We start from the raw sequence: 25,278 nt of genomic DNA on the forward strand, positions 1-25,278 counted from the left end.
TCAATTACGACAACGTTGTCAATTCATTCCAAATGCAGTCTGCGGATACGCAAGGCTGCGGTTCGATGAACGCGGTAACGAGCGCATGCCATCCAGCTCCTCGGTGCACGGTGGTTGGCTGTAGCTCGATAAAAAGCAGCGGAAATTTGAGGAGGCAGTAACGATGAAGCGAAGCATGTATGTTTTCTTGCTTTTGTTAGTTGGAATATCTCTTTGCACGTCAAGAGCCCGCGGACAGGCCGTGACTGCAAACCTTCTTGGAACCATCACAGACCAGACAGGCGCGGTAGTTCCAGACGCAACGGTAACAATCACAGAGTCCATCACTGGAATCAGTAAAGTTGCACAAACAAATGCAAGCGGCAACTTTGATTTTGAAGCGATTCAACCGGGAACCTATAGCGTGACCGCGGAAAAGAATGGGTTCAGCAAGGTTGTCTCCGAACATGTGGGAGTCGTAGTCAACAGCACAGTCCGTGTCGACCTTGCCCTGCATCCCGGCTCCGTCACCGAGAGCGTCCACGTTACAGAAGCGCCTCCCGCGTTGAAGACGGACAGAGCCGATGTCAGTATCGACATCAGCTCAGTGGAAACTGAAAATCTTCCACTCGGCACCAACCGTAACTTTCAGGGGACGCTGGCGCTAGTGCCGGGCGCTACCAAGCCACATTTTCAACATTCCACGTTTTATAACGCAGCGGCTTCTCTTTCTACCGAGGTAAACGGCCAGTCAAGATTGGCGAACAATACGCTGATTGAAGGCGTAGATGATAACGAACGTTCCGGATTGCTCCAGGTTCTGATTCCTCCGAGCGAAGCGATTCAGACGGTCAACACCGCCACCAGCAACTATGCCGCTGAGTTCGGACGTGCAGGCGGTGCGGTTACAGACGTGATTCTAAAATCGGGCGGCAACGAATTTCATGGCGGTGCTTATGAGTTCAATCGTGTCAGCGCGCTCTATGCAAAGAACTATTTCCACCCCGAGAAACTGCCGGGCAGTACCTACAACTACTACGGCGCAAATATTGGCGGCCCCATCATTCACAACAAGCTGTTCATCTTTGGCGACTTCCTGCGCATCAGCGACAACGAGGGGATACAGAACTCGGCTACGGTGCCGACAGCGGCATACCGCAACGGCGACTTTACCGCTGCGGGAAGCACGGTTGTCTACGATCCGAATACCGGCAATGCAGACGGCACCGGACGCCAGCAAATTTCATATAACGGCGTGCCCAATACGATGGACCCGTCGCGCATCAGCCAGGTCGCCAAGAATATTTTGGCCCTGATCCCTCTGCCAAACGTGCCAGGAGCCGGCTTGACCAGCAACTATGCTGGCCCGACGAACTCCACACGTGATGTAAATTCCTTTGACGTGAAAGCTGACGATACGCTTCTCGGCAACGACCATCTCTCCTACCGCTATAGCTGGCAGAAGGTGGACCAGTTCCTGAGCAATCTCTTTGGATTGGCGGGTGGACCGGCCAACGGCGCGAGGGGAACGCAGACTGCATACAACACGGCTTTGAACTACACGCACGTCTTCTCGCCAACGCTGCTCTCCGAACTGCGCCTTGGCCTGAACCACTACAAGAACACCGCCTTCCCGCTTGACTACGGAACGCAAGCGACAACGAATCTCGGCATTCCGGGCGTCAACCTGGATGACTTTACCAGCGGCATCACTACCATCAGCCTGAATGGCTACTCCGGATCAATTATCGGCACCGGTTCTTCCTATCCGTGGAACCGCGGCGAAACCAACATTGACGTCGTGAACAACTGGACGAAGATCCTGGGTAACCACAGCATCAAGTTCGGTGGTGATGTCCGCCGTGTTCGTGATGACTTGTTTCAGGGGCAGGTATACGGTCCGCGCGGAGTCTTTTACTTCCTTGAAGGGCAAACCTCTCTAAACGGTGGCACAAGCAAAACTGGCTTGGCAAACGACATGGCCTCGTTCCTGCTCGATATCCCCAACCAGATGGGGCGTGACGTAGGTGTCCACGACGCATCGTGGCGTGAAACCCAGCTATTCGCCTACGGCCAGGACTCCTGGCAGGCGACTCCGAAGCTTACCGTCACTGCCGGATTGCGCTGGGAGCTGTACGTGCCTCCGACTCCGCAGCGTGCAGGTGATTATTCCAACTACGATCCTGACACCAATTCGCTGATTGTCGCCGGCATCGGCAATAATCCTCTGAATATCGGCATGAAAACCCGCTTTGTAAACTTTGCGCCGCGTCTCGGTGTGGCCTATCGCCTCGATGACAGGACAGTACTTCGCGCAGGGTATGGCATCAGCTATATGCCGTGGCCTGATAACCTGAACAACTACGCAGTGAACTATCCGTTGAAGCAAAACAATGTATACAACTCTCTCAGCAGCTATCAGCAGGCGCTAATGCCGGATGGAACACCAGCATCCATGTCGAAGGGCTTTGCGCCACCCAACGTAATTCCAACGCCTGCAGACGGCATCATCACCGATGCTCCTCTCGCCACCTCGTACAACTTTTCTAATCCTGATTTCAGTGAGCCGTACCTTCATTCGTGGAATGCTGCCATACAGCGGTCGCTGTTCCATGGATTTGTGCTGGATGTGGCCTATGTGGGCAATGCAGGCGTAAAGCAGCCATCGCACTACAACATGAATGCGGGCTTTGTAGCAGGAGCAGGCGCTGAGGGGCAGCCGCTATATGTCAAGTTCGGCAAAACAGCCAGCGTCGATTACGAGTGGAAACAGGACAGCTCCAACTATCACGCGCTTCAGGTCAAGCTGCAGCACAACTTTGCAAATGGCCTTTCCAGCACCACGTCCTATACGTTCCAAAAAGGACTGGGCTATGTAACCTCAAACGGTAGCGGCGTAGGCAACACCCTCGTCTACGTTGATTACCAGCGCAATTATGGGGTTCTAGGCAATAACCGTAAGCACACCTTAGTGCAAAGCTATGTGTACGAATTCCCCTTCGGCAAAAACAAGCGGTGGTTGAACACGGGTGTTCCTGCGTGGATTTTTGGCGGATGGCAGACCAACGGCGTAATCTCCGTTGAATCGGGCACCCCCTTCAGCATAACTGCCAGTGCCAATAGCTTGAATGCAACCGGCAATACACAGTTCGCCAATATCAGCGGCCACTTCAAGACGCTGAAAGGAATTGGCGCTGCAAAGCCATGGTTCGATACATCCGTATTCAGCCAGCCTACGACAGCCGCACTGGGCAACACCGGCATCGATGGCTTCACGGGCCCCGGCTGGTTCGGATGGGACGCGTCCGTAGGCAAGCACATCCCCATCACCGAGCGTGTAATTCTGGAGATTCGCGGTGAGGCATTCGGCCTGACCAACACTCCCACATTCGGCAACCCCAGCAGCAGCGTAGCCAACGGAGACTTCGGCCAGATTAACGGCAACAGTGGTGGAGCCTCCAATAACCGGCAAATGGAATTATCTGGAAAGATCACCTTCTAAACTCATGGAATGTGATTCCCCAGAGAGCCTGTTCTGCAATCTTGCGAGATTGATTCGTGAACAGGCTCTCTGCAACGACACGCAGTAGAAAAAGGAGAAGTGTGAATGTCGCAGATGAGTCGTCGTAAGGTGCTGGTTGGTGGAGGAGCAGCGTTAGGACTCGCGGCAATGCCGAGTTGTTTGCACGCGGCGGAAGGAACTCGCCTGAAGTCGCCATTTCGAATCGCTGTAATTACCGATGAAATTTCTCCGGATTTCGATCATGCCTGTTCAGTGGCTGCAAATGACTTCGGAATGGAATGGGTAGAAGTGAGAACTTTATGGAAGAAGAGCCTCCTCACACTCAGCCAGACCGAGATAGATGAAGCACGCCGCATTCTGGACAAATACAAGCTACGTGTCTCCGATATTTCCAGCCCGCTTTTCAAGGCGGATTGGCCGGGAGCGCCCATCTCGAAAAAACGGGAAAGCCACGCACAGCCCGATACAAGTTCTGTTTTCAAGGAGCAGGAAGAAGTTCTGAAAAAGAGCATTGAGATGGCCAAAATCTTCAGCACCGACCGCATCCGCGGTTTTGATTTCTGGCGGCTCGATGACCCCACTCCATACCGCGACGCCATCAATACAAAGCTGAAAGAGGCTGCGGCAGAGATGGATGCTCACGGAAAAATTTTCGTTCTTGAAAACGAGATGTCCTGTAACACCGGCACCGGAGCCGAAGCTGCAAAGCTCCTTGCGGCCATCCCATCGAAAAACTTCATGTTGAACTGGGACCCCGGCAACGCAGCCGCATTGGGCGAAAAAACATTCCCCGACGCATGGAATCTTCTGCCGAAGAACCGCATTGGACATTGCCATTGCAAAGATACGGTGATGAAGCCGGGCGGCGGTTACGAATGGGCTCCAGTCGGAAAAGGCGTCATCGACTGGGTTGGCCAGTTCAAAGCATTCAAGGCGATGGGATATCACCTGACCATCAGCCTGGAGACGCACTGGCACGGTGGCAGTTCGCCCGAGGACTCAACGCGCCAAAGCTGGGCAGGCATGAAGGCCGCTCTGCAATCCGCCGGCGCACTTGCATAACTCATCGCGGAATCATCAAGGAGAAAATTTATATGAACAGACGAGAGTTCATTGGAGGCGTCTCTGCAGGAGCCGCCATGCTCGCCACTTATCCAAGGGCGAGCGCGCTCGGAGCAAATGACCGCATACGTTTCGGCATCATTGGTGTAGGCTCGCGTGGCCAGCAGGATTTGAAAGATGCAATGAAGATTCCGGGGGCGGAATGCGTCGCGGCGGCGGATATTTATTCCCACCGTCGCGATGAAGCTAAGGGCATTGTTCCCACTGCAGAGGTGTATGACGATCCGCGCCGGCTTCTGGACCGCAAAGACATTGATGCCGTAATCGTGGCAACGCCGCTCTTTCTGCATGCCAAGTACTTCCACGATGTGCTCGCATCCGGTAAGGATCTCTACTGCGAAAAGACAATGACATGGGACATCGCCGAGGCAGTGTCCTGCCGCAAAGCAGCCAATGCATCTTCGCACGTGGTGCAAATTGGCTTGCAGCATGAAAGCGAAGGCGCGCTCGTTGATGCGAAGCAGTGGATTCAGCAAGGCCTGGTAGGAAAAATCACCATGGTCGAGTCATGGATGAGTCGCAACTCGCGTCATGGACAACCACAATGGCGGCGTGCCATTCCAGCGGACCTCGATGCGAGTCACGTGAATTATTCCCTCTTTCTGAATGACCGTCCCAAGGAAGCCTTCAGCGCAGAGCGCTATTTAAACTGGCGGCTCTACTGGGAGTTTTCCGGAGGCAACATAACGGAGAACATGGTTCACCAGATTGCATGGATTATCACCGCACTCGACCTGAAGGAGCCTGTAGCAGCCACAATGATGGGCGGCGTCTTCTCAGAAAAAGATGGCCGCCAGGTACCAGACACCATCAGCGTTTCGCTCGAATATCCCAACGACCTCATCGTTCAGTGGCAATCCACTTTCAGCAACAGCCGCTACGGCCTTGGGGAGCACTTCCTCGGCAGTGACGGCACCATTGAGCACATCAGCGGCGCAACAGACATGGTAAGCGGCAAGTATGCCGGTGGCATCAACTATTATCCCGAGAAGCTGAACCGGCCCGACGGCGTAGCAATCAAAGGCGAAGCCCAGGGCGTAAATCACATGCAGAACTGGATGGATTGCATCCGCTCACGCAACAAAAAGACGAATGCCCCGGTGGAGATTGGCTACCTCTCCGCAGTTGCCGCACACATGGCCAACCTTGCCTACCGCACCAAGAAGCGCATCACCCTGGAAGAAGCGATGACCATGAAGCAGCCGTACTAGCCCATTCCCAAAAACACGTTTCCAACTTGGAGGCTCCCTTGGACGCAACGAGACGATCAATCCTTTTCGCCGCTCCGGTGTTCGCTGCAACCGGAGCGGCATTTGCCGCACCCAATATCAAATCAATCAAGTCTTTTGCCACACCCTACAACCAGCTTCCCGTAAAGCAAAATGGCCAGAACGCATTCCGCGCCATTGTGGATGGCATGACACACTCCGGCGACCACCTGGAAGTTCATGAAACCACTCTTGCAGCCGGAAGCTCCCCGCACCCGCCGCATCGCCATGAGCACGAAGAAATGTTTCTAATGATGAAAGGGCAGCTTGCAGTAACGATTGAAGGAAAGACAACCGTAATCGGCCCCGGCGCCGCCGCATACGTTTATTCCGGAGAACTCCACGGAGTACACAATCCCGGCACCGAGGAAACACAATATTTCGTAGTGGCTACTGGCGTGTAACCAACTATTTCACTTTCCATAAACAATGGTGGACGTAACGACGGATAGTTTGAACTCTCTTGCCTCAATTCTGGGCAAAGCCAAACCGATCTACGATGAGTGCCGCAATGTTATCAATAACTTAGAGAAAGAGTGAAGTCTTAGCCATTCAGGCAGACACAGGTTGACAAGTCTTCGTCCATCCTGATGATCGCACCAGACAAATATGTCAGCATGCCTAAGAATTAGACACTTAGCGTAGCCAGACTATATCTTTCCCATCGAATGGCTGCCGACGAGCAGCCATTCCACCGTCGTCGAATACTTCTTGGCGATCTTATAGAGGATCACTGCACCCGGCTCTTTCTGTCCTTTTTCTAAATGGGAAAGGTATCCCTGAGTAACACCGATTTCTCCCGCCAACTCAGCCTGCGTGGTGTCAAAGCCGCGCAGCTCCCTGATTCGCCGTCCCACAGCTTTCCAGTCGATCTCGATATTTTCAGGGCCAGTTGACAATTTATCTCCAAAGATATAAAAAATGCTTTAGGGCATATAACTGCCTGCCCGATGACAGATTAACCGATAGAGGAGGCACTACTTGAAGACTCTCATTGCGAAATGGCACAAGGCTAACCCGGACCGGATGGGGCAGCCGGATGAACTCCGTTGGAACGATGGTTCCCGAGCCACTTTGGACGATTACATTGCCAATCTTGACGCTACGTGGAGGACGGTATTCCCGCAGGATTCCGGCATCGAGCGGCACTATTATCCCGATCTTGTTGCCGATGTGAAGTTCGACCCGCTCTGTGGGCACTGGACCGTGACCGGCAAAGAAGTCGAAGCGACCGCACTTTTTCTGAGTGATCCCTTTGCCTCGAACGATCAGATCATCGAAGAGATGCGCTCGATGCAGATCGCATTCAAATACCGCATCCACCGTCCCACCGGAAGCCCCCTGGTGCAGTAGACAAGTAGCACCGCGTCGCACCGGCACAAAACCGGGGCGACGCGCCAGTCACATAGCAGTGCAGCTATAACGCAAGAACTGGAGACAATATATGCGTTGGCCCTTTAAGCAGAAACGCCCGGAGGCAGATGTTCGGGCGTTTCGGAACCCGAAAACGGGAGAAGTAACCCTGCGTCTCAACGGGCAGTTGTCATTGCCGTCCACATGGCAGGAGCCAATCGTCGAACTCCAGGTCCGCCTGGAAGCGCCACTTACCGAAGAGGCTGCCATCTCCCTGCGGGATCAGCTTCTCAACCTGCTTCCGAGCCGCGAGCGAGAAGAGTGATAGCATCGTTGTTCCAGTCGGGTTGAGCCTCAGGAGCACTGCCAGTGACTATGCCTGTTCTACCTCCGCAGTTGGTCTCGCAGCTTTCTGTGCTTGTTGAGCGATATATCTCAACTCAACGGGCAAAATACCTTCCTGCCGCCATCCCTTTGTCGGTAGAACAGAAGGCCAGAATGGCGGGATTTTTCACTCCGTTCCTGTTGGATGAGGCACGTCTGCTGGTGCTTAGTGAGGGACGGGTGGCAAATCCCGATTTCTATCCAATGCTCGTGGACTTGGGCTTTACGAATCTCCCGGATCAATCTGGAATGGCGGCAATCACATTTCACGATACGGTTGTTGCACACATGGCGTTCGATCACGGCTTGCTCTTCCATGAACTCGTACATGTTGAACAGTACCGTCAACTCGGTGTCGCAGCGTTCGCTGATCTGTATGTTCGCGGTTTTCTGAGCGGAGGGGGCTATGAAGGAATTCCTCTGGAACAGCACGCATATTCGCTCGGGGCCAGATACGCCGATAATCCGGTTGTTCGCTTTTCTGTAGCCGATGAAGTTGCTGCTTGGATTGCCGGATTGCCTGAGCGATATTTCTGCTAGAACCGGATACTCCCCGGCATTTCCCGGTCCAGAGATGAGATACCCATAGATGGTGCCGGTGGGCATCATCTATAAATAAGTCACACCATGCTTACTGGAGAAATTCGCAATCAAATTGATCGTATCTGGGACGCCTTCTGGTCGGGCGGCATCGCCAACCCGGTCGAAGTCATCGAACAGATCACCTATCTGCTGTTTCTCAAGCGGCTGGACGAAATCCAGACCGTCGAAGAGCTGAAGGCCGCTCGGATCGGCAAACCCATCGAGCGCCGTATCTTCCCCGAAGGGAAGGACGAGCGTAAACTCCCCTACGAGCAGTACCGCTGGAAGAACCTGAAAAACGCCGCGCCTGACGCCGCCTTCAAGACCCTCGGAGAGCACGTCTTCCCATTCCTGCGCACACTGGGCGATGGGTCCACTTACGCGCAGTTCATGAAAGACGCCCGCTTTACCATCCCCACGCCCGCACTGCTGGTCAAGGTCGTTGATCTTATCAGCGAGATTCCGATGGAGGACCGCGACACCAAGGGCGACATGTACGAGTACATGCTGGGCAAACTGGCTCAGGCCGGGCAGAATGGTCAGTTCCGCACGCCGCGCCACATCATCCGGCTCATGGTGGAGATGACCGCGCCCACGCCGAAGGACATTGTCTGCGATCCGGCGGCGGGCACTTCCGGCTTCCTAGTGGTCACGGGTGAGTACCTGCGCGAACACCATCCCGGCCTTTTTGCTGATCCAAAACTGAGAAAGCATTTCCATGAGGGGCTGTTTCATGGCTTTGAGAATGACGCCTCGATGCTCCGCATCGGCAGCATGAATATGCTGCTGCATGGCGTGGAGAACCCGGACATTCAACGTCGCGATTCGCTTGCCCAGGATCACTCCGGCGAGGATGAAAAGTATTCGCTTGTCCTTGCCAATCCGCCCTTTGCCGGGTCGCTCGATTACGAGAACGTGGCCAAGGACCTGCTGGCCACGGTCAAGACGAAGAAGACGGAGCTGCTGTTTCTGGCGCTCTTCCTGCGCTTGCTCAAGCCCGGCGGCAGAGCGGCGGTCATCGTGCCAGATGGCGTCTTGTTTGGTTCGAGCACGGCGCACAAGACGCTGCGCAAGTTGATTGTGGAAGAGCAAAAGCTCGATGCGGTGGTCTCGCTTCCCGGCGGAGCCTTCCGGCCTTATGCTGGGGTATCGACGGCCATTCTGTTCTTCACCAAAACCAACTCCGGCGGCACGGACCAAGTCTGGTTTTACGATGTCGAGGCCGATGGATGGTCGCTCGATGACAAGCGCCAGCCGCTGCTCGATTGGGAGAAGCTGGGGCCAAGCCCGGCGCAGAAGCTGACCGAAGAAGAGCACGCGAAGAACAACCTGCCCGACATTCTCACGCGATGGTGGCAACGGGATGGTGCCGAGCGCAAGCGGCCCCGCACCGCGCAGAGCTTCTGCGTGCCGAAGGCGGAGATTGCCGAAAACAACTACGACCTGAGCCTGAACCGATACAAGCAGGTGGTCTATGAAGAGGTGGCGCACGTGCCGCCGCAGCAGATTCTGGCGGAACTGCTCAAGCTGGAATCGGAGATCGAGGCGGGGCTGAAGGAGTTGGAGGGGATGCTGAAGTGACGTGGCCGAAAGTTGCGCTAAGCCAAATTTTCGATATTGCTCGCGGCGGATCACCCCGTCCTATTGATGCTTATATTACGGATGATCCAGATGGTATTAACTGGGTGATGATTAGCGATGCGTCAGCGAGTTCAAAATTCATCACTGGCACCAAAAAGCGAATTCGCAAAGAGGGAGTACAACGATCACGAGCGGTAAATCCCGGCGATTTTGTTCTAACGAATTCAATGAGTTTTGGTCGGCCCTACATAATGCAAACGTCCGGCTGCATTCATGACGGCTGGCTTGTTCTCGCGAAGAAGGAAAACAATGTTGATTCAGATTTCTTCTATCACTTATTAGGCTCGCAGGCCGTATATGGTGAATTTGAACGCCTCGCGGCTGGAGCAACCGTAAAGAATCTGAACATAGATTTGGTCAAGAAGGTTAGGATTCCATTGCCGCCGCTGGAGGAGCAGCGGAGGATTGCGGCGATTCTGGACAAAGCCGATGAGTTGCGCCAAAGGCGCCGCGTCGCCATCCAGAAGCTCGACTCCCTCACCCAATCTCTCTTCTTGGACGCATTCAAATCTCGTAAGGCAACACAGCAGAAGTGGCCATCTCAGGCAATTAGTTTGCTCGGGAGGATTACTACCGGTAGGACTCCTCCAAGCGAATTAGATGGAATGTTTGGCGGAGAACTGCCATTCGTCACACCGGGAGACCTTGAAGGGATCTGGAATCACCGTGTGGCGAAAAGAACCTTGACTAGAGACGGCGCTAGTATGAGCAAAGTCGTTCGAGCGGGCTCGACGGCTGTCTGCTGTATTGGCGCAACCATTGGCAAGATGGGTTTAATCGCGACTGATTTTGCGTTTAATCAGCAGATCAATGCCGTTGAATGGGATGGGAAGATTGACGACATATATGGCTACTTTGCGCTGACTCAATTGAAAGATGAAATATCCTTACGCGGCGCATCGACGACTCTTCCGATTCTCAAGAAAACCGAGTTCGAAAAATTAGTGATCCCTGTTCCTCCATTGGATACTCAGAAGCGTTTCAGAGCGCAGATCGAAAGTGTAATGCGACTTCATTCACGCTTATCCGAGTCTGGTGAGCAAAGCGACTCTTTGTTCAGCGCATTACAGTCTCAAGCCTTCATGGGAGAATTGTAGATGCGTGGAACGTTAATCTCAGCGTGGCCATACACTTGGTCAGAAATATGGTTGCCCTTACGCGATTTTGAGCAATCACCAAATGAGTTATTGCCTGATTTAGTGAGGGAACTGCAAAAAGCGTTGCCGGAGCCGCCCGTTGAACCAATTTTAGAAGGAGGGGATGAGGCTCAACCATATCCTAATCCGTCAGCCGAGTTCTTGATGGCAGCAACAGATCGCAAGCTGGCAGAAGATTTTATCTGCAATACTCGGCCTGGACAATTCCGGAGTGAAAGGCATCTGGTTCGTTTCTTTGAGGAAGCATTCTTTTTAGTGGACGAGTATGACAGCCCTGAGTTGAAGGATTTCTATATATTACTTGTTCGCGATTTTCTCAGTAGATATAACCTGCGGTATCGTTTGTTAGACCCATTCCAGATAGTTCCTTATATGCCAGCTCTGTTTTCGGAGTTAGTTGAAAGAATACGGCTGTCGGTATCACGAGACCGCGATCTTGAAGAACTGCTGATATCGACCGAACAGGCGTTCGAAGACTTAACGATACGAAACAGGGCTGCCGACATAAATGCGTGTATAGCACGTGCATGTTCGCTAGCTGAAGGGCTTGCGATCCGGTTCCCTGGAGTTACAGAAAGAACGCTGGGGCAAGCTACAAGGGAAATTAACTGCTGGCCGCATGCCACTATTAGAAATGCGTTGTCATCGCTGTATGGATTTTGCTCGGACTATCCGGCCATTCGTCATGCAGGAAGCGCAGAGGGAAGACTGCGCGAACTGGAACCTCGTGATGCTTTGATTATCGCAATGCTCTTTTTCGGGTTCGCTGGATATCTTACTGAGATTGACTATGGCGAGGTTTTCTCAGCAAGGGGAAATGGTTGATGAGTTCCAATTTCAGCTTCCTCCAATCCGAATGGCCGCAGATTTACGAATCGGCGGTGAAGGCCGAGCAGTATGCGATTCCCGATCCTGCCACGGCCTGCATCCATGCGCGAAGGACGCTGGAGCTTGGGATGCAATGGCTCTTCAAGAGCGATCCGACATTGAAGCCGCCCTATCAGCAGAACCTGAGCGCCTTGGTGAACGACCACACTTTTCTGGCGGTGGCCGGGGAGAAGATCGTTGCCAAGGCGCGGCTCATCATTACCTATGGCAACGCCGCCGCCCACGCCTCGGGCCGCAAGATCACCAAAGAAAACTCCGTGGCTGCGGTGCAGGAGCTTTTCCATCTCTGCTATTGGTTGGCGCACACCTACGCACGCGGCGCAAAGCCTGCCGCATCGCAGGCGTTTGACCTTTCGCTCCTACCCATCACGTCGCCGATTCCACCGGCAACGAAGGCCAAGCTGGCAGAACTCGAAGCCAGCCTGGGCCAGAAGGACGCGCAGCTTGAGGAATTGGCCAAACAGCTTAAGGATAGGGCGGCGTTGGATGCGGAACTCCAGAAGCTACGCGCCGAGGTGGCTGAGGCTAAGAAGCGGAACGAGCAAATTCCTGATACGCATGACTATTCCGAGGCAGAAACACGCAGCCGGTACATTGACGAGCTTCTGCGTGAGGCAGGCTGGACGAGTTTCAAGGATGGCCATGACGTGGAATACAAAGTCCACGGGATGCCCTCAGATTCAGGAGTGGGCTATGTCGATTACGTGCTGTGGGGCAAGGATGGCAAGCCGCTCGGTCTGGTAGAGGCCAAGCGAACCACCAAAGACCCAAACGTGGGCCGTCAGCAGGCCAAGCTCTATGCCGATTGCCTGGAAAAACAGTTCGGCCAGCGCCCGGTGATCTTCTACTCGAACGGCTATGAGCACTGGATATGGGATGATGCCAAGTATCCACCGCGCGAAGTAAGCGGTTTTTATACGCACGACGAGCTGGAACTGCTGATTCAGCGCCGGGCTGGCCGCCAGAAGCTGGAAGGCCGGTCGATTGATACCAGTATTGTGGAGCGCTACTACCAGGAACGTGCGATCCGCAAAGTGGGCGACCGGTTGGAGAAGGAAAATCAACGCCGTGCACTGCTGGTGATGGCCACCGGATCGGGCAAGACGCGCACGGTGATTGCGCTGTGCGACGTGCTGATGAAGGCCGGGTGGGTGAAGCGCGTGCTGTTTCTGGCTGACCGTGTGGCGCTAGTCAAGCAGGCGGTAAATGCCTTCAAGGCACATCTGCCCGCGTCGTCGCCGGTGAATCTTGTCTCAGAAAAGAGCGAGACGAGCCGCGTCTATGTTTCCACTTATCAGTCGATGATGCGGCTGATTGATGAGCGGAAGGAGGATGGCACGCGCCGCTTTGGTCCCGGCTACTTCGATCTTGTTGTGGTGGACGAGGCGCACCGATCCGTCTATCAGCGGTACGGAGCGATCTTTCGGTACTTCGACTCGTACTTGGTTGGGCTGACAGCGACGCCGCGCGGCGAGGTTGATCACGATACTTACCGGCTCTTCAATCTGGAAGACGGCGTGCCGACGGATGAATACTCGCTCGACACCGCGATTGCCGACAAGTTCCTGGTGCCACCGAGAGCAGTCTCCGTGCCGCTCAAGTTCATGCGCGAAGGGATCAAGTATGACGATCTGCCCGAAGATGAAAAAGACCGCTGGGAGGATACCGACTGGGGAGACGGCGAGGAGGACCCGCCGGATGAGGTACAGGCAGCGGAACTGAATACGTGGTTGTTCAATATCGACACCGTGGACAAGGTGCTGAAGCACCTGATGGAAAAAGGCCAGAAGGTGGAGTACGGTGATCGGCTTGGCAAGACCATAATCTTTGCGAAGAATCACGATCATGCAGAGTTCATCGTGAAGCGGTTTGATGCGAATTATCCGCAGTATGCCGGGCATTTCGCGCGGGTGATCGACTTCAAGGTGGATTATGCGCAGAGCCTGATTGACGATTTCTCGATAGCGAATAAGATGCCGCACATCGCAGTGTCGGTGGACATGCTCGATACCGGCATTGACGTGCCGGAGGTAGTGAACCTCGTCTTCTTCAAGTTGGTGCGGTCGAAGACGAAGTTCTGGCAGATGGTGGGGCGGGGAACGCGACTGTGCAAGAACCTGTTTGGTCCCGGCCCGGACCCGAAGAACGACAAGGGATTTTTCTACATCTTTGACTACTGCCAGAATCTTGAATACTTCAGCCAGAACCCGGAGACCGTGGAGGGATCGGCGGCGCTGTCGCTGAGTGCGAATCTGTTTATCCGGCGAGTGGACTTGCTTGCAGTGTTGGACCAAGACCAGGCCACCAAGCCGGAGACAGAGCGTAATCCCGAATACGCCAAGCTGCGGGCGGAACTGGCGGATCACCTGCGCGAAGAAGTGGCGGCGATGAGCCCGGAGAACTTCATCGTGCGTCCAAAGCGGAAGTTGGTGGAGCATTTCAGCAGGCCGGACGCGTGGGCTGCGTTGACGCCCGAGCAGCAGGCAGAATTGAAGAACCAGATCGCCGGGTTGCCATCTACTATTGCACCGGAGGGCTTGGAGGCGAAGCAGTTTGATTTGCTGATGCTGCGAATGCAGCTTACGCTACTGCGCCACGAGCCGGGTTTCGTGAAGATGCAGACGAACGTGGTCGAGATTGCACGACTGCTGGAAGCGCAGACGGCGATCCCCGCAGTTGCTGCCAAACTGACGCTGATCCAGGAAGTGCAATCGACGGAGTTCTGGGAAGGCGTGACTGTCGTCTGCCTGGAGCGGGTTCGCAAGGGACTACGCGATCTGGTGCATCTGATTGAACGCAAGAAACGCGCCAACGTCATTACAGACTTTGCTGACGAAATGGGCGAGGGAGAGTGGATCGACCTGCCGGGAGTCTCGCCCGGCGTGAACATGGAGCGATTCCGAGAGAAGGCGCTGGTCTTCCTCCGCAAGCGTGAGAACGATCCTGCCATCCATAAGCTGATGTTCAACGATCCGCTGACAGGCGACGATCTGAATGCTCTGGAGGGAATCTTCCAGGCAGAGGGAAGCTCTGTCGAAGAGATTACAGCGGCCAGTAGTGAGACGAATGGGCTGGGCCTGTTCGTCCGCTCTCTATTGGGGATGGATCGTGCCGCCGCGAAGGCGGCGCTCTCAGGTTTCATGCAGGGTAAGAACCTGACATCAAATCAGATTGTCTTCTTGGACCAGGTTGTGAACTATCTGACTCAGCGCGGCTGGGTCGATGTCGCCCAGCTTTACGAGTCACCGTTCACAGATATTCACCAGAATGGGATCAATGGTGTGTTCGACGAGCAAACTACTGAAGCACTGATCGCATCGCTGAATACAATACGTCAGAACGCCCTCGTGGTTCAAATTGCACCTTGACCAGATTCTGAAGTATTCGGCGAATCTCGTAGCAGAAGTGGGCAAATAGCATTCGAGTGCAGCCTTATCTCAGAATTGATCAATCAGGATCAATCAACCCAAGGTTTGCAAGTCGATAGCCCATTGCCGTCTTACTGACCTCATACCTCTTTGCCAGAGATTGAATCTCAACATCACTCAATACTGCTTCGCCGTTAAATCTTGCAAGCTGCTCTACATCGCGCCGTAGAAATCCCTCAGGCATTAGCAGGCGAGCGGCAAAACGATTGGCTTCAATTTCGTCTGCATCGGTAGCCGTTGAGGATGTTCCATCTCGGCGCAAAACAGTGAACTTCCAGTCGATATGATCTTCTTCCTCCTTGTGCTTGAGGAAGTAGTGAGCGAGTTCATGAGCGATAGTAAATCGCTGCCGGTTTGGATGCTGACTAAGATTAACGGCAATGGCAACGGCCTTACCTGACCTGACCAGAGCACCTGAGACATCGCTTTGAAACGGGGATTCCAGCAGCAGCAATCCTTCTGCTTCTGCAATCCTCTTCACCGGCACTGGAGGATGTTGAATTTGGTACTTTACTAGCAACTCGTCAACAAAGGAATCGAAGCTAATGCGATGACTCCTCATGATCCACCTCTTGAATGACGCTAGCCATCTGGTTCCGTATGAATTGCAAGAACAGCGCGTCCTTGTTTACGCCAGAATTGTCCAATTCACGTGCGCTCGGAATCAGTTCCTCTGGGGGCACATCCAATGCTTGGGCAAGCATGAAAACTTGACCTAGCTGCACGTTCTGCACGCCACGCTCCAGCTTTGCAATCGTGATGCGTGAGAGATTTACTCGCTTTCCCAGTTCCACCTGAGATATCTTCCTCGCCCGGCGAGCGCTGGATAGCTTATCTCCGAAAAGAAAATTAACAGTGAAGAACGAGTTTTCCACAGCCCCTCTAATACAAAGTACGAAAAATATGCCAATGTGTCAAGAGTAAAATCAAATAAGATAACTAATAATATTCATTTTGAAAACTATAAATTATCATTTTCCTAAGTAACCTAATTAATTTGACATGCGAGCTGGAAGCGGCGAGAATTTATGCAGCAAAGGGAAAGCCGGTCACGGGGCCTAATCCGTGACCGGCTTGGCGGTGAACTAAACGTCCACCTCGCTGCCCGCTATGCGATGCAGTGCGTACACCGGATTATTTCCTAAATGGTCCGGGCATCGCAAGTGACCCGTGTCGTCGTGGACGTCAATGCAGTCCCACAACGACACGGAGGCCCGTATGCGGCATCGTATTTTTTGCACTACACCAGACCACCACCATGAACGCATCGCAAGCATTGGATGCGTAGACGAAATCGGCACTAAGCACACGTTCACTGAGGCTCAAGCCATTGGGCTCATTGACAGCAAACAGGCCTCATTTTATGTTGAACGTCCTGATGGTCACCGCGTCGAAGTAATCGTCGAAAAGTCTCCCACTGGACACAAGTTCTTAAAGACTGAGCCTGATGGAGAGAAGCCAAACAACCTGCTTGCCTTGCCGCACTGCAAGATCGAGCCACCCGTGGTTGTTCCTCCGCGCACCTTCACTCCCGCCCGTTCACATGGATTCGTTCAATGGTAGCGACCACGGGGCGGATCACCTCGTTCATCGAGGATACAGTCGAACTCGATGACTACTACACAGCCTTCTATCAAGTCGAGGTCCCTCAAGGGACCTCGGCAACTCGCGCGTGGCGGGGGAGGCTTCAACCTTATCGAAATGACAATGACGCTTGGAACCTGCTTGACACCCTAGAGAGGGGGAGCAGTATTTCGTGCGATCAAGGTTTTCTATCGAGTCGCGCTGGGGGCCATGAGCGAACTGCGGCGCATTGGGCCAAGCCGTTTCTGGTCTCAATGACTCAACATTTTCAAGTGCTGATCTTGGAACGCCAAGAGCCGATGCACCCGGTTGTATTCAGCCTGCGTCCTGAGATTAGCGGATACAGATTCCCAGGGCATCCGCATTTGCGTACAGATATTTCCTTGCAGTATGCCGGAAGAACGCTGCATGGGCTGTGCATTTACTCCGCGCCAGATTTTATCTATGCCCGCAATGTTCCCAGGATTGTTCATTTCGTAGATCAGGTTTCGACCTATTTGGCGCGACATCTGGTTTGGGAGAAGACTCGACGGCTGGAAGATTTTTCAGGCAAGCTCCTCTATCAACCAGAGCCAGGTAAGCCGATATTCGACACTGAGCCACGAGTGCGGCCAAGCGCGGCTCTACCGTTCCTGAAACATCCGAAACTCTTTCCCCAGAAAGTTTGGCGTGGACACTGGCCAGGGAAGGGAGCGCCTGCCGGGCCCAAAGAACACTTGGCTACAATCAAGCCCAACCAAGAGTGCTGGTGCGGATCAGGGAGAAAATACGGATTGTGTCACCGCGAATTTGAAGTCTCTTTGTTGGCACGGTAATGCGAGTGTCAGAATAAGAACGCGATAGAAGCATATAGGTATCCCACGATGTTTTCTCCACGATGACACGATGCCTAGCGCAGAAATTCTTGCCGAGAAGATCTGGGATCGCGAGTTATGCTAACTCATCCAATCACCGGCGACGTGAGCGTCTCGTTGTCGGAATCGGATTATCCGGGGCGATTACGTGAGCCTTGAGTTTGTGCTGCGGGAAGTCGTCAGGATTGAGAGTGACGATGAAATCGGCGTTGCCGTCTTCCGCGCAGGCGCAAAATGGCTCATCGAATGGATCGGGGGAGATGTCGTAGGTTCCAGCAGCCGGAACGTCCTCTGCCGCCGAACGGATGAGGTTGATGACTGCACCGATAAGGTGAGGCCGGACCTTGCGGCGTGTGAGGATCACCTTATATTCCTCAAGGATTTCTTCATTTACCAGCCAAGTGAAGGTGCGACTATCGATCCACTCGTGCAGCATCTCAGCGCTGGATACGCGCGTGCTGGTTGGGGGGCTCTTAAATGCAGCGATCCCCGCAACCAACACAGATGTATCAACGACGCCTCTAGGCCGTTTTTTCTTCTGGTAGGGCAACTACAGTGATCTCCGGAGACTTCTTTCGTTCCACGCGATAGCGCTTGATCTCGTCAAGGATTTCCTGCTCCGTAGTCCCCGCTAGATCATCGGCAGCCTGGGAAAGGGTGCTAGTGATCTCCTCTTTCCATTGATTGCGTTCGCTCACCTTTGTGTTCTTGCCCGATGAATCTACCGCCGGAATCCTGGCTTCCAGCTCTGCCGCCAGCGACTGCAACGGAACCTCAATCCTGACCGGCTTTTCGCCTCGTAGAGGGCGTGAAAGGATCGAGATGTTGCGAGCCTCGCCGGTCTTCGATCTGGGCATGTCCTTAAAAATCTCCTTGGTGAATCGTGCCAGCAGAGGCACGGATGTTCCAAGCGACTCCTTCAAATAAAAGGCTACCTTAGCTTGGAGCAGCGTCACAGCGTCAAAGACGAAAAAGCGGTCCTGGCGCGTGGGCTTGAGCACGCCGAACTGCACCAAATTCTGGAGGTCTTTGGGCGATACTCCCAGAACATAGCTCGCGTCCTTCAGCTTGAACTGTATGTTGCTCTCCATGTCCCCACCTTCACCTAAAGTTTAGATGAAAATTAGGCCTTCGGCAACATTACGCAGGAAATTATCGGCAGATGCCGGTAGCAGCGCGGTCCGTAGGCTGGTTCGTATCAAGAAGCGGAGCTTCGGCTGGACAGCGAAAATCGGGTAAGTCAAAACCGGGGATTTCTCCATTTTCGTCGAACCAAAGGCATCTTGTAACGCGACTGCGGCCCGGTTATGTTGGGATCACTTTTTGCATGGTTGGCAAGTTAGACTCTGAAGGGGTGACTCTATGTGCTCGATTTGGCCAAACGCGCAGATATTGTCGAAAAACTTAGTATAAATATATATACATTCATATACTTACATGCGGATCGGAGCGCCAGCTTCAGCGATCCCTTAATAGCTGATTTACCCGATTTCTTCTGCCCTCCCGAATATGAAGGTGTGGGCATTGAATCCCAACTCGAATCCGTAACGACCAACGTCGCTGATGCAAAGTTTCATGTGCAGCAAGGCGCGTTGTCCACAGTAATAAATGCCCCCTATAGCTCTGGGAACTTCACATACTGTCCGCCGGAAGAATCGCCGACGCAGACTCCGAATGCACCCAAGTGTATCCATATCTCGGAGACGGTTGAAACGCCTATGCGGCTCGCAGATAGCGACGAGATCGATCGAGAATTCACTCTCCAGCGGCGAAACCGAATCAGGCAACTAGCCATCGTATGTATTGAGCTATACCAAGCATCAGCTAAGGCCCGTGCGGATGAAGCACATAGGCGCGGTGAATAGGGCTTGGTTTCTGATCCTTTTAGCCGGATACGAAGTTGAATCAGGCTGGCCCTAAAGGGTCATGCTGTAGCAAGCTCACTCTTTATTGAACGGAAGGATCGAGGATGGCAAGGAAGAAAAGCCAGGGCAAGAATAGGTTCAAGTTTCGCGAAACAAAATTCGCGTACCTGTACTTGCGCGTCAGCACCGATGAACAAGCACGCGATGCCTACGGGTTGGAATCACAAGAACGCGCATGCCGTGACTTCTGTAATGAACGGGGCTGGACTGTCATTGGGGTATTTACAGACCCAGGCGTATCCGGTTGGAGTGATGTTGACCGCCCCCAATTCCTTGCGATGTTTGAGGCGATTCGTAAGAACCCAAATGTAATCGTGGTTTTCTATGATTATTCCCGTTTCTTTCGGGATACTCGTCGCGCGCTGCAAGCCTTTAACGAACTTGACCATCTGGGCGTCTGGTCAATCTCGGTTAATAATCCGCATATTGATTGTCGGACTGCCTCGGGGCGTACATCACGGCGAGAAGAACTGAGTCGTGCGGAAGATTTCAGCGACCAGCACTCGGAGAAACAACAGCAGAGGATGAAAGCCGCCGTTGAAAGCGGACGCTGGATTTGCAAAGCGCCGCTCGGCTATCAGAACATCCGCGCAAAAGCGAAGGGTCTGGCGAACATTATCCCTGAGGAACCTGAGGCGTCTCTGCTCCGTCAGTCTTTCGATCTAATGGCAGCAGGAACGGATCGTCCCACTGCCGTATGGCGGACAATGACAGCGTTGGGACTCCGGTCAAAGAAAGGACATAAGCTGTCTCTGGATAATTTCATGAGGATGCTTAAGAACCCGATCTACATTGGAAAAATTCGCTCCAAGAAGTACGGTGATCTTCAAGGGCTGCACGCCCCGCTGGTTAGTGAAGCAACTTTTCGGAATGCCCAACTCGCCCTTAAAGGAAAGCGGGTAATCGCTGCACCTATTCAGCGTAATCGGAAAGAAATGCCACTTCGCCGTTTCCTCCGGTGTGCGCATTGCAATACACCCCTGACCGGTGGCCCGTCACGAAGCAAGACGGGAAAGTACCACTTCTACTATCGCTGCACCAGATGCAACGGAGTAAAGAACATACCTGTCCACAAGCCGGAGACTCAGTTCATCGACTTGCTCTCACGCCTTCGCGTTGATGCTGCATTCTCGGATGATTTCGGTTCTGTTCTCCAGGAGGAGTGGGAAAAGCGGACGAGTAACAATGAGGTCATAGCCGACAACCTCGGACGAGAATTGAGCGCCGTTCGCGCATCTCTTGAAAAGCTGATTTTGAAGTACGTGAACGATGACCCGGCTATCACCCCGGTCTTTCCTGGATTGAAGCGCAAATTCGATGATCAGATTGCTTCGCTAGAGGCGCAGATTGCCGCAGCTAGCACTGCCAAGGCCAAGTTTGATGATCTGCTGGAGTTTTCCAAGACAATGCTGGTGGATATTTCGAGAGCTTGGCAGCACGCAGATCTGGATCAGCGTCAGCGAGTTCAAACTGCACTGTTTCCGGGTGGTCTAAAATACCACCGCGAAACAGGCATTTTGAACCCGGATAAAGATTGCATATTCAGTCAGTTGGAAAATTTTTTAGGTGGAAATATGCAAATGGTGGAGGCGGCGGGAGTCGAACCCGCGTCCGAAATCGTAGTCAGCCAGAAGACTCCATGCTCAGTCCAGTTCCGAAAGGTTCGCCTCTTGAGCTCAGAACGGACAAGATGCTCGAAAGACTAGTCCGATGATCTCGTAATTACCACACGGACCGAGCGGCAACCACCAGCCTGCTGTATGACGTCTCGCTCCCAGCCCACAGGCGAAGCCGGGGAAGACGGCTACTTAGTTAATTAAGCAGCAAGTGCCAGATTATCGTTGGCAACTTTGTTTTTGTAAGCGATTACGGGTGCCCACACCCCGGCATGCCTTCTGAGCCGCAATCAATCCCGTCGAAACCGTGACGCCCCCTTTTCGCTGACTCATCTCCTTAGATGACGGAGTGAGCGCCAAGGGAGCAGACGGACCGTTGGAGGTCTGTGCTGCTCGTCTTTCTATTCTACGCTGAGTTTTGCGTGCGCGCTTCCTCTTCCACGCAGCGCGGCCTGAGCAGCCATGTAATCCCCTCATATTTCGCGGATTAGAGTGCAGTTTTAGAAACGGATTTCAACAATTTTTCCATGAAAAAGCGTCCCCTTTGCATTGCATTCGCAGGCCGCGCAGTATCAACTAATTCTGAACCCCTTCCCGGAGGCTTTTGTCATGGAACGAAGAGATTTTCTAAAGTCCGCTACGGCCGCAGCCGTCGCCTCTGCCGCTGTGTCTGCCGGACCGGCAGCCAGCGCTGAGAGCACCTCCTCCGCTCCCACCACGCCGCCCCAGGTACCGGGAATGCTGTATCGGGAGTTTGGCCGCACGGGCGAAAAAATCTCCCTCATTGGCCTCGGCGGCTACCATATTGGCCACCAGGAAGACTCCGCCGCTTCCATCCGGCTCATCCGCAGCGCCATCGACCGCGGCATCTCCTTCATGGACAACTGCTGGGACTACAACGACGGCATCAGCGAAGTACGCATGGGACAGGCGCTCCGCGACGGCTACCGCTCCAAAGCCTTCCTGATGACCAAAATGGATGGCCGCACAGCGCACGAGTTCAACAAGCAGTTGGAGCAGTCACTCGGACGTTTGCAAAGCGATGTCATCGACCTGGTGCAGTTCCATGAAGTGATTCGCCTCGAAGACCCGGACCGCATCTTCGCTCCGGGCGGCGCGCTGGAGGCCGCAGTAGCCGCGCAACGAGCGGGCAAACTTCGCTACATTGGCTTCACCGGGCACAAAGACCCGTTCGTGCTGCTACGCATGCTGGAAATGGCAGAGAAACACAACTTCCACTTTGACTCGGTGCAGATGCCCATCAACGTAATGGATGCCCACTTCCGCTCCTTCACAAAGCAGGTCTTGCCCGTAGCGCAGCAGCAAGGAATCGCCGTGCTGGCAATGAAAACCTTCGGCGACCACTTCATTCTCGACAGCAAAACAGTCGAGCCCATCGAAGCCTTCCACTACTCCATGACGCTGCCCGTCTCCACCATCATCACCGGAATCGATTCTCCGGAGATTCTGGAACAGGCGCTGACGGCGGTAAAGACCTTCAAGCCTCTCAGCGAAACTCAGGTATCAGCCCTGCTTGACCGCACGCGCTCCGCCGCAGCCGATGGCCGTTACGAGCTATTCAAAACCTCCAACCATTTCGACGGAACAGCGAAAAATCCTTCGTGGTTAGGATGAGCTTCACCTGAAGCAAAAAACAAATAGAAAACGCCCGCCATCCAATCAGGACCTGCGGGCGTTTTCTCGTTCTAAAGAATGCGTCTGTTTACTGCTTTTCAAGATCGATGGACTCATACGCATGTGCGGCAATCCCAGCGCGAATCTGTGCGGGAGTCTTGCCCAGCTTGGTCTGCTGATAAGCGTAAACGCCTTCCTTGGCGCAGGTAGAGCACTCGGCCCCGTGCAGTGTTTCAAAGCAGCTGCGAAGGCTCGTATGGCCCAGGTTGCGGTCGCAGCGGCAGTTGCAGGGAAGCTGGTAAGCCACATTGCCCACCTTGGCAACCTGCTGGTAGATATGCGCCTGCCAGGGATAACGGAACTCCGGGCCCTGCAGCTTGGCTCCGGCAAGAATCGGCGGCAGCTTGGCAACCGAGAGCGGCGCGGAAGGATGATAGGCCGGCACGTCGTCGGCAGGGTTGGAAAACTGCGCGTAGCTGACCATGGTGATGGCGGAGACGGCCACAGCCCAGAGCCATTTGTGCTTGAAAACCAATTTCATTCCCACTTCTCCTGATTCGCTGCTTCTGCGTGTCATTGTAGATCACCAGCTCTCGGGCGGGACAGCGCGCACAATGTATGAGCTCGCTTAAGTGACGGCTTAAACATGGAATGCAGTAAAGCCTGTGCTTAAGTGTTGTGAATTTGCAGCAATATGGCGGGATAGGGCGTCGCCAGCAAAAAAAGACGGCTCGAACGTTTTACCGCTCGAGCCGGGAGGCCAGTGACGCAAACTACTCCCGATTGAAGAGAGTCAGGAAACCACCTCTCCCCAACCGGAATATATACACCATACCATAGATTCAGAAGAGCGCAAATACAAAATTTGAGAATTTATAAATTCTTTGTATGTTTTGAAAAAAGCGAAGCCCTACCCGGCTGTGGAAAAGCCAGACAGGAAGGAAGTTAACTGCAGAAACCCGGTCTGTCAGCTGTCAGCAAAAAAGTTTTCCCCCTTCTGGCAGAATCAGAACCGGAGTACAATCATTGCGAGGCATACAAACCCTTTGAATTCAGAAGATTTCAACCCGCAGGAAGCCATCGCCCCCGCCCCGGAGCCCCGCGCTTCATGGATACGCGTAGGAGCCGTAGCCGCTGCTTCTGCCGTAATCGGTGGGCTGGCGGCAGCATGGTTTTACCGCAAAACGCTGACCCAGCTGCAAGCCGTAGATCCCGAAGCGGAAGATTCCAAATTCCGTACCGGTGAATTCCCGGAAGATGAAATCTGAAATCCGCAGTCTCTCAGCTTGCTCTCCGGCTACTGAATCCACCCTGTCTCAATCGCCGCAAGCGAGCCTCCTGCCACCACAATCCACAGCAAAATCCCCTGCAGCAGCGGCCGCGGCCCCACCGTGCGCAGCGTTTTCGCTGTCAGCCCGGTGCCGATAAAGAACAGAGTCACCGAAAGCCCCGTCAGACCAAGCTTGCGGCAAATCTCCCACACAGGATGCCCTGCAGGAAAGAACGTGCTGACAGCCGCAGCCACCAGAAAAAACAAGATAAACCACGGCCACTGAATACGCGCCTTGCCACGCTCATCGCCCCTGCGCGTAGCCGCCACCACCACTGACACCGGAACAATCCACAGCGCCCGCGCCAGCTTCACAGTCGTAGCAACGCTCAACGCCATCGCTCCATACTTCGCCGAAGCGCCCACCACCGAGCTCGTGTCATGAATCGCCAGCGCGCACCACAGCCCAAACTGCGATTGCGTCAGATGAAATGCAGTCCCAATCGGCGGAAACGCCAGCAGCGCCACCGAGTTCAGCACAAAGATGGTAGCCAGCGAGATAGCAATCTCCTCCGGCCCGGCGGCAAGAATCGGCGCAACCGCCGCAATCGCGCTGCCGCCGCAAATAGCCGTACCAATCGAAACAAGAAACCCCGTTCGCGCACGCACCCGCAACACAAACCCCAGCGCAATGCCCAGCATAAGCGCCACGGCAATGCTGATCGCCGTATAAGCAAGCCCCGAGCGCCCCGCCTGAATCACCTGATGCAAATTCATCCCAAAGCCCAGCGCCACCACCGAAGCCTGCAACAACAGCCTGGAAAGATGCCGCGTGTCCTGCGCATAGTGCTGCGGAATATGCACGTACGAAGAAATCCCCGCATAAACAATGCCCAGTACAAGCGCCAGCGCGGGAGACAGCGCCCCGCTCGCGGCAAGAATAATGCCTAGAAAGAAGAGATTCTTCACCAGCCAAGGGCTGGCAGCCTTATGTTCTGCAATCGTCGTTTCCACAATCCCAGCATGGAACGCATTTAGCCCCGCGGTCCAAGCAGAAGTTATGATGTGC

General features: G+C 54.0%; 23 protein-coding genes, 1 other RNA gene and 1 pseudogene. 16 read left to right on the forward strand and 9 right to left on the reverse strand.

From position 1 onward, the window contains the following. The first annotated feature begins 241 nt into the window (after positions 1–241). The 4 genes from AC5S3R_RS10925 to AC5S3R_RS10940 all read left to right on the forward strand — a co-directional run bounded on the left by AC5S3R_RS10925 (position 242) and on the right by AC5S3R_RS10940 (position 6,296). Positions 242–3,481: a TonB-dependent receptor gene (locus tag AC5S3R_RS10925; RefSeq protein WP_494267074.1), complete on the forward strand. Its 3,240-nt coding sequence runs from the start codon at positions 242–244 to the stop codon at positions 3,479–3,481. A gap of 105 nt (positions 3,482–3,586) precedes the next feature. Continuing rightward, positions 3,587–4,564, forward strand: a complete 978-nt coding sequence (locus AC5S3R_RS10930) for a sugar phosphate isomerase/epimerase family protein (RefSeq protein ID WP_494267075.1) — start codon at positions 3,587–3,589, stop codon at positions 4,562–4,564. Positions 4,565–4,596: 32 nt separating this feature from the next. After that, the gene (locus AC5S3R_RS10935; RefSeq protein WP_494267076.1) at positions 4,597–5,835 is read left to right on the forward strand and encodes a Gfo/Idh/MocA family protein; all 1,239 of its coding nucleotides are present in this window, start codon (positions 4,597–4,599) and stop codon (positions 5,833–5,835) included. 38 nt (positions 5,836–5,873) lie between these two features. Beyond that, positions 5,874–6,296 carry a cupin domain-containing protein gene (locus tag AC5S3R_RS10940; protein WP_494267077.1) on the forward strand — a complete coding sequence of 141 codons (423 nt, stop codon included), beginning with the start codon at positions 5,874–5,876 and terminating at the stop codon, positions 6,294–6,296. Between the two features lie 246 nt (positions 6,297–6,542). Here AC5S3R_RS10940 and AC5S3R_RS10945 read toward each other — a convergent pair whose 3' ends face one another. After that, a complete protein-coding gene (locus AC5S3R_RS10945; RefSeq protein ID WP_494267078.1) occupies positions 6,543–6,791 on the reverse strand; it encodes a helix-turn-helix domain-containing protein in 249 nt (82 codons plus the stop codon). A gap of 82 nt (positions 6,792–6,873) precedes the next feature. On the opposite strand from AC5S3R_RS10945, the gene AC5S3R_RS10950 reads away from it, so the two are divergent. The 7 genes from AC5S3R_RS10950 to AC5S3R_RS10980 all read left to right on the forward strand — a co-directional run bounded on the left by AC5S3R_RS10950 (position 6,874) and on the right by AC5S3R_RS10980 (position 15,265). After that, a complete protein-coding gene (locus AC5S3R_RS10950) occupies positions 6,874–7,245 on the forward strand; it encodes a hypothetical protein (protein ID WP_494267079.1) in 372 nt (123 codons plus the stop codon). Between the two features lie 91 nt (positions 7,246–7,336). After that, positions 7,337–7,570 (forward strand): hypothetical protein, encoded by a 234-nt coding sequence (locus tag AC5S3R_RS10955; protein WP_494267080.1) that lies wholly within the window; start codon positions 7,337–7,339, stop codon positions 7,568–7,570. Between the two features lie 50 nt (positions 7,571–7,620). Further along, positions 7,621–8,169 carry a hypothetical protein gene (locus AC5S3R_RS10960; RefSeq protein ID WP_494267081.1) on the forward strand — a complete coding sequence of 183 codons (549 nt, stop codon included), beginning with the start codon at positions 7,621–7,623 and terminating at the stop codon, positions 8,167–8,169. Between the two features lie 87 nt (positions 8,170–8,256). Beyond that, positions 8,257–9,792 carry a type I restriction-modification system subunit M gene (locus tag AC5S3R_RS10965; RefSeq protein ID WP_494267082.1) on the forward strand — a complete coding sequence of 512 codons (1,536 nt, stop codon included), beginning with the start codon at positions 8,257–8,259 and terminating at the stop codon, positions 9,790–9,792. Next, a complete protein-coding gene (locus tag AC5S3R_RS10970) occupies positions 9,789–10,949 on the forward strand; it encodes a restriction endonuclease subunit S (protein ID WP_494267083.1) in 1,161 nt (386 codons plus the stop codon). The genes AC5S3R_RS10965 and AC5S3R_RS10970 overlap by 4 nt, the downstream gene beginning before the upstream one ends. Beyond that, positions 10,950–11,834 (forward strand): hypothetical protein, encoded by an 885-nt coding sequence (locus AC5S3R_RS10975; protein ID WP_494267084.1) that lies wholly within the window; start codon positions 10,950–10,952, stop codon positions 11,832–11,834. Further along, positions 11,834–15,265, forward strand: a complete 3,432-nt coding sequence (locus AC5S3R_RS10980) for a DEAD/DEAH box helicase family protein (RefSeq protein ID WP_494267085.1) — start codon at positions 11,834–11,836, stop codon at positions 15,263–15,265. Before AC5S3R_RS10975 ends, AC5S3R_RS10980 begins: the two co-directional genes overlap by 1 nt. A 79-nt stretch (positions 15,266–15,344) precedes the next feature. On the opposite strand, the gene AC5S3R_RS10985 is transcribed toward AC5S3R_RS10980, so the two are convergent. Continuing rightward, complete coding sequence (locus AC5S3R_RS10985) at positions 15,345–15,887, reverse strand: ImmA/IrrE family metallo-endopeptidase (protein ID WP_494267086.1); 543 nt, start codon at positions 15,885–15,887, stop codon at positions 15,345–15,347. Beyond that, entirely contained in the window at positions 15,868–16,200 is a 333-nt protein-coding gene (locus AC5S3R_RS10990; protein WP_494267087.1) for a helix-turn-helix domain-containing protein, read from the reverse strand. Before AC5S3R_RS10990 ends, AC5S3R_RS10985 begins: the two co-directional genes overlap by 20 nt. Before the next feature lie 343 nt (positions 16,201–16,543). Between AC5S3R_RS10990 and AC5S3R_RS10995 the strand changes: the two genes are divergently transcribed. After that, positions 16,544–16,888 (forward strand): DUF3892 domain-containing protein, encoded by a 345-nt coding sequence (locus AC5S3R_RS10995; RefSeq protein WP_494267088.1) that lies wholly within the window; start codon positions 16,544–16,546, stop codon positions 16,886–16,888. Continuing rightward, positions 16,882–17,724, forward strand: coding sequence for an SEC-C metal-binding domain-containing protein (locus AC5S3R_RS11000; protein WP_494267089.1), 843 nt, complete (start codon positions 16,882–16,884; stop codon positions 17,722–17,724). The genes AC5S3R_RS10995 and AC5S3R_RS11000 overlap by 7 nt, the downstream gene beginning before the upstream one ends. Positions 17,725–17,857: 133 nt before the next feature. On the opposite strand, the gene AC5S3R_RS11005 is transcribed toward AC5S3R_RS11000, so the two are convergent. Both AC5S3R_RS11005 and AC5S3R_RS11010 read right to left on the reverse strand, forming a co-directional pair. Continuing rightward, positions 17,858–18,313: a PIN domain-containing protein gene (locus tag AC5S3R_RS11005; RefSeq protein WP_494267090.1), complete on the reverse strand. Its 456-nt coding sequence runs from the start codon at positions 18,311–18,313 to the stop codon at positions 17,858–17,860. Next, the gene (locus AC5S3R_RS11010; protein ID WP_494267091.1) at positions 18,285–18,854 is read right to left on the reverse strand and encodes a hypothetical protein; all 570 of its coding nucleotides are present in this window, start codon (positions 18,852–18,854) and stop codon (positions 18,285–18,287) included. The genes AC5S3R_RS11005 and AC5S3R_RS11010 overlap by 29 nt, the downstream gene beginning before the upstream one ends. Positions 18,855–19,732: 878 nt before the next feature. Here AC5S3R_RS11010 and AC5S3R_RS11015 point away from each other — a divergent pair. Next, positions 19,733–20,725 (forward strand): annotated as a pseudogene (locus AC5S3R_RS11015) (recombinase family protein); the annotation flags it as partial. Positions 20,726–21,022: 297 nt separating this feature from the next. On the opposite strand, the gene AC5S3R_RS11020 reads toward AC5S3R_RS11015, so the two are convergent. Further along, on the reverse strand, positions 21,023–21,157 hold the full coding sequence (locus tag AC5S3R_RS11020) for a hypothetical protein (protein ID WP_494267092.1): 135 nt from the start codon (positions 21,155–21,157) through the stop codon (positions 21,023–21,025). Between the two features lie 112 nt (positions 21,158–21,269). Next, positions 21,270–21,622: a transfer-messenger RNA gene (gene ssrA, locus AC5S3R_RS11025) on the reverse strand. A gap of 291 nt (positions 21,623–21,913) precedes the next feature. Between ssrA and AC5S3R_RS11030 the strand changes: the two genes are divergently transcribed. Beyond that, on the forward strand, positions 21,914–22,939 hold the full coding sequence (locus AC5S3R_RS11030; RefSeq protein ID WP_494267093.1) for an aldo/keto reductase: 1,026 nt from the start codon (positions 21,914–21,916) through the stop codon (positions 22,937–22,939). Between the two features lie 88 nt (positions 22,940–23,027). On the opposite strand, the gene AC5S3R_RS11035 is transcribed toward AC5S3R_RS11030, so the two are convergent. Then, positions 23,028–23,480 carry a CYCXC family (seleno)protein gene (locus AC5S3R_RS11035; RefSeq protein WP_494267094.1) on the reverse strand — a complete coding sequence of 151 codons (453 nt, stop codon included), beginning with the start codon at positions 23,478–23,480 and terminating at the stop codon, positions 23,028–23,030. Between the two features lie 505 nt (positions 23,481–23,985). Between AC5S3R_RS11035 and AC5S3R_RS11040 the strand changes: the two genes are divergently transcribed. Further along, entirely contained in the window at positions 23,986–24,207 is a 222-nt protein-coding gene (locus tag AC5S3R_RS11040; RefSeq protein WP_494267095.1) for a hypothetical protein, read from the forward strand. A 29-nt stretch (positions 24,208–24,236) separates the two neighbouring features. Here the strand turns inward: AC5S3R_RS11040 and AC5S3R_RS11045 are convergent, their stop codons facing one another. Next, on the reverse strand, positions 24,237–25,223 hold the full coding sequence (locus AC5S3R_RS11045; RefSeq protein ID WP_494267096.1) for a YeiH family protein: 987 nt from the start codon (positions 25,221–25,223) through the stop codon (positions 24,237–24,239). Positions 25,224–25,278 lie beyond the last annotated feature (55 nt).

The sequence above is a fragment of the Occallatibacter sp. FHG110214_02 genome (assembly GCF_059115385.1).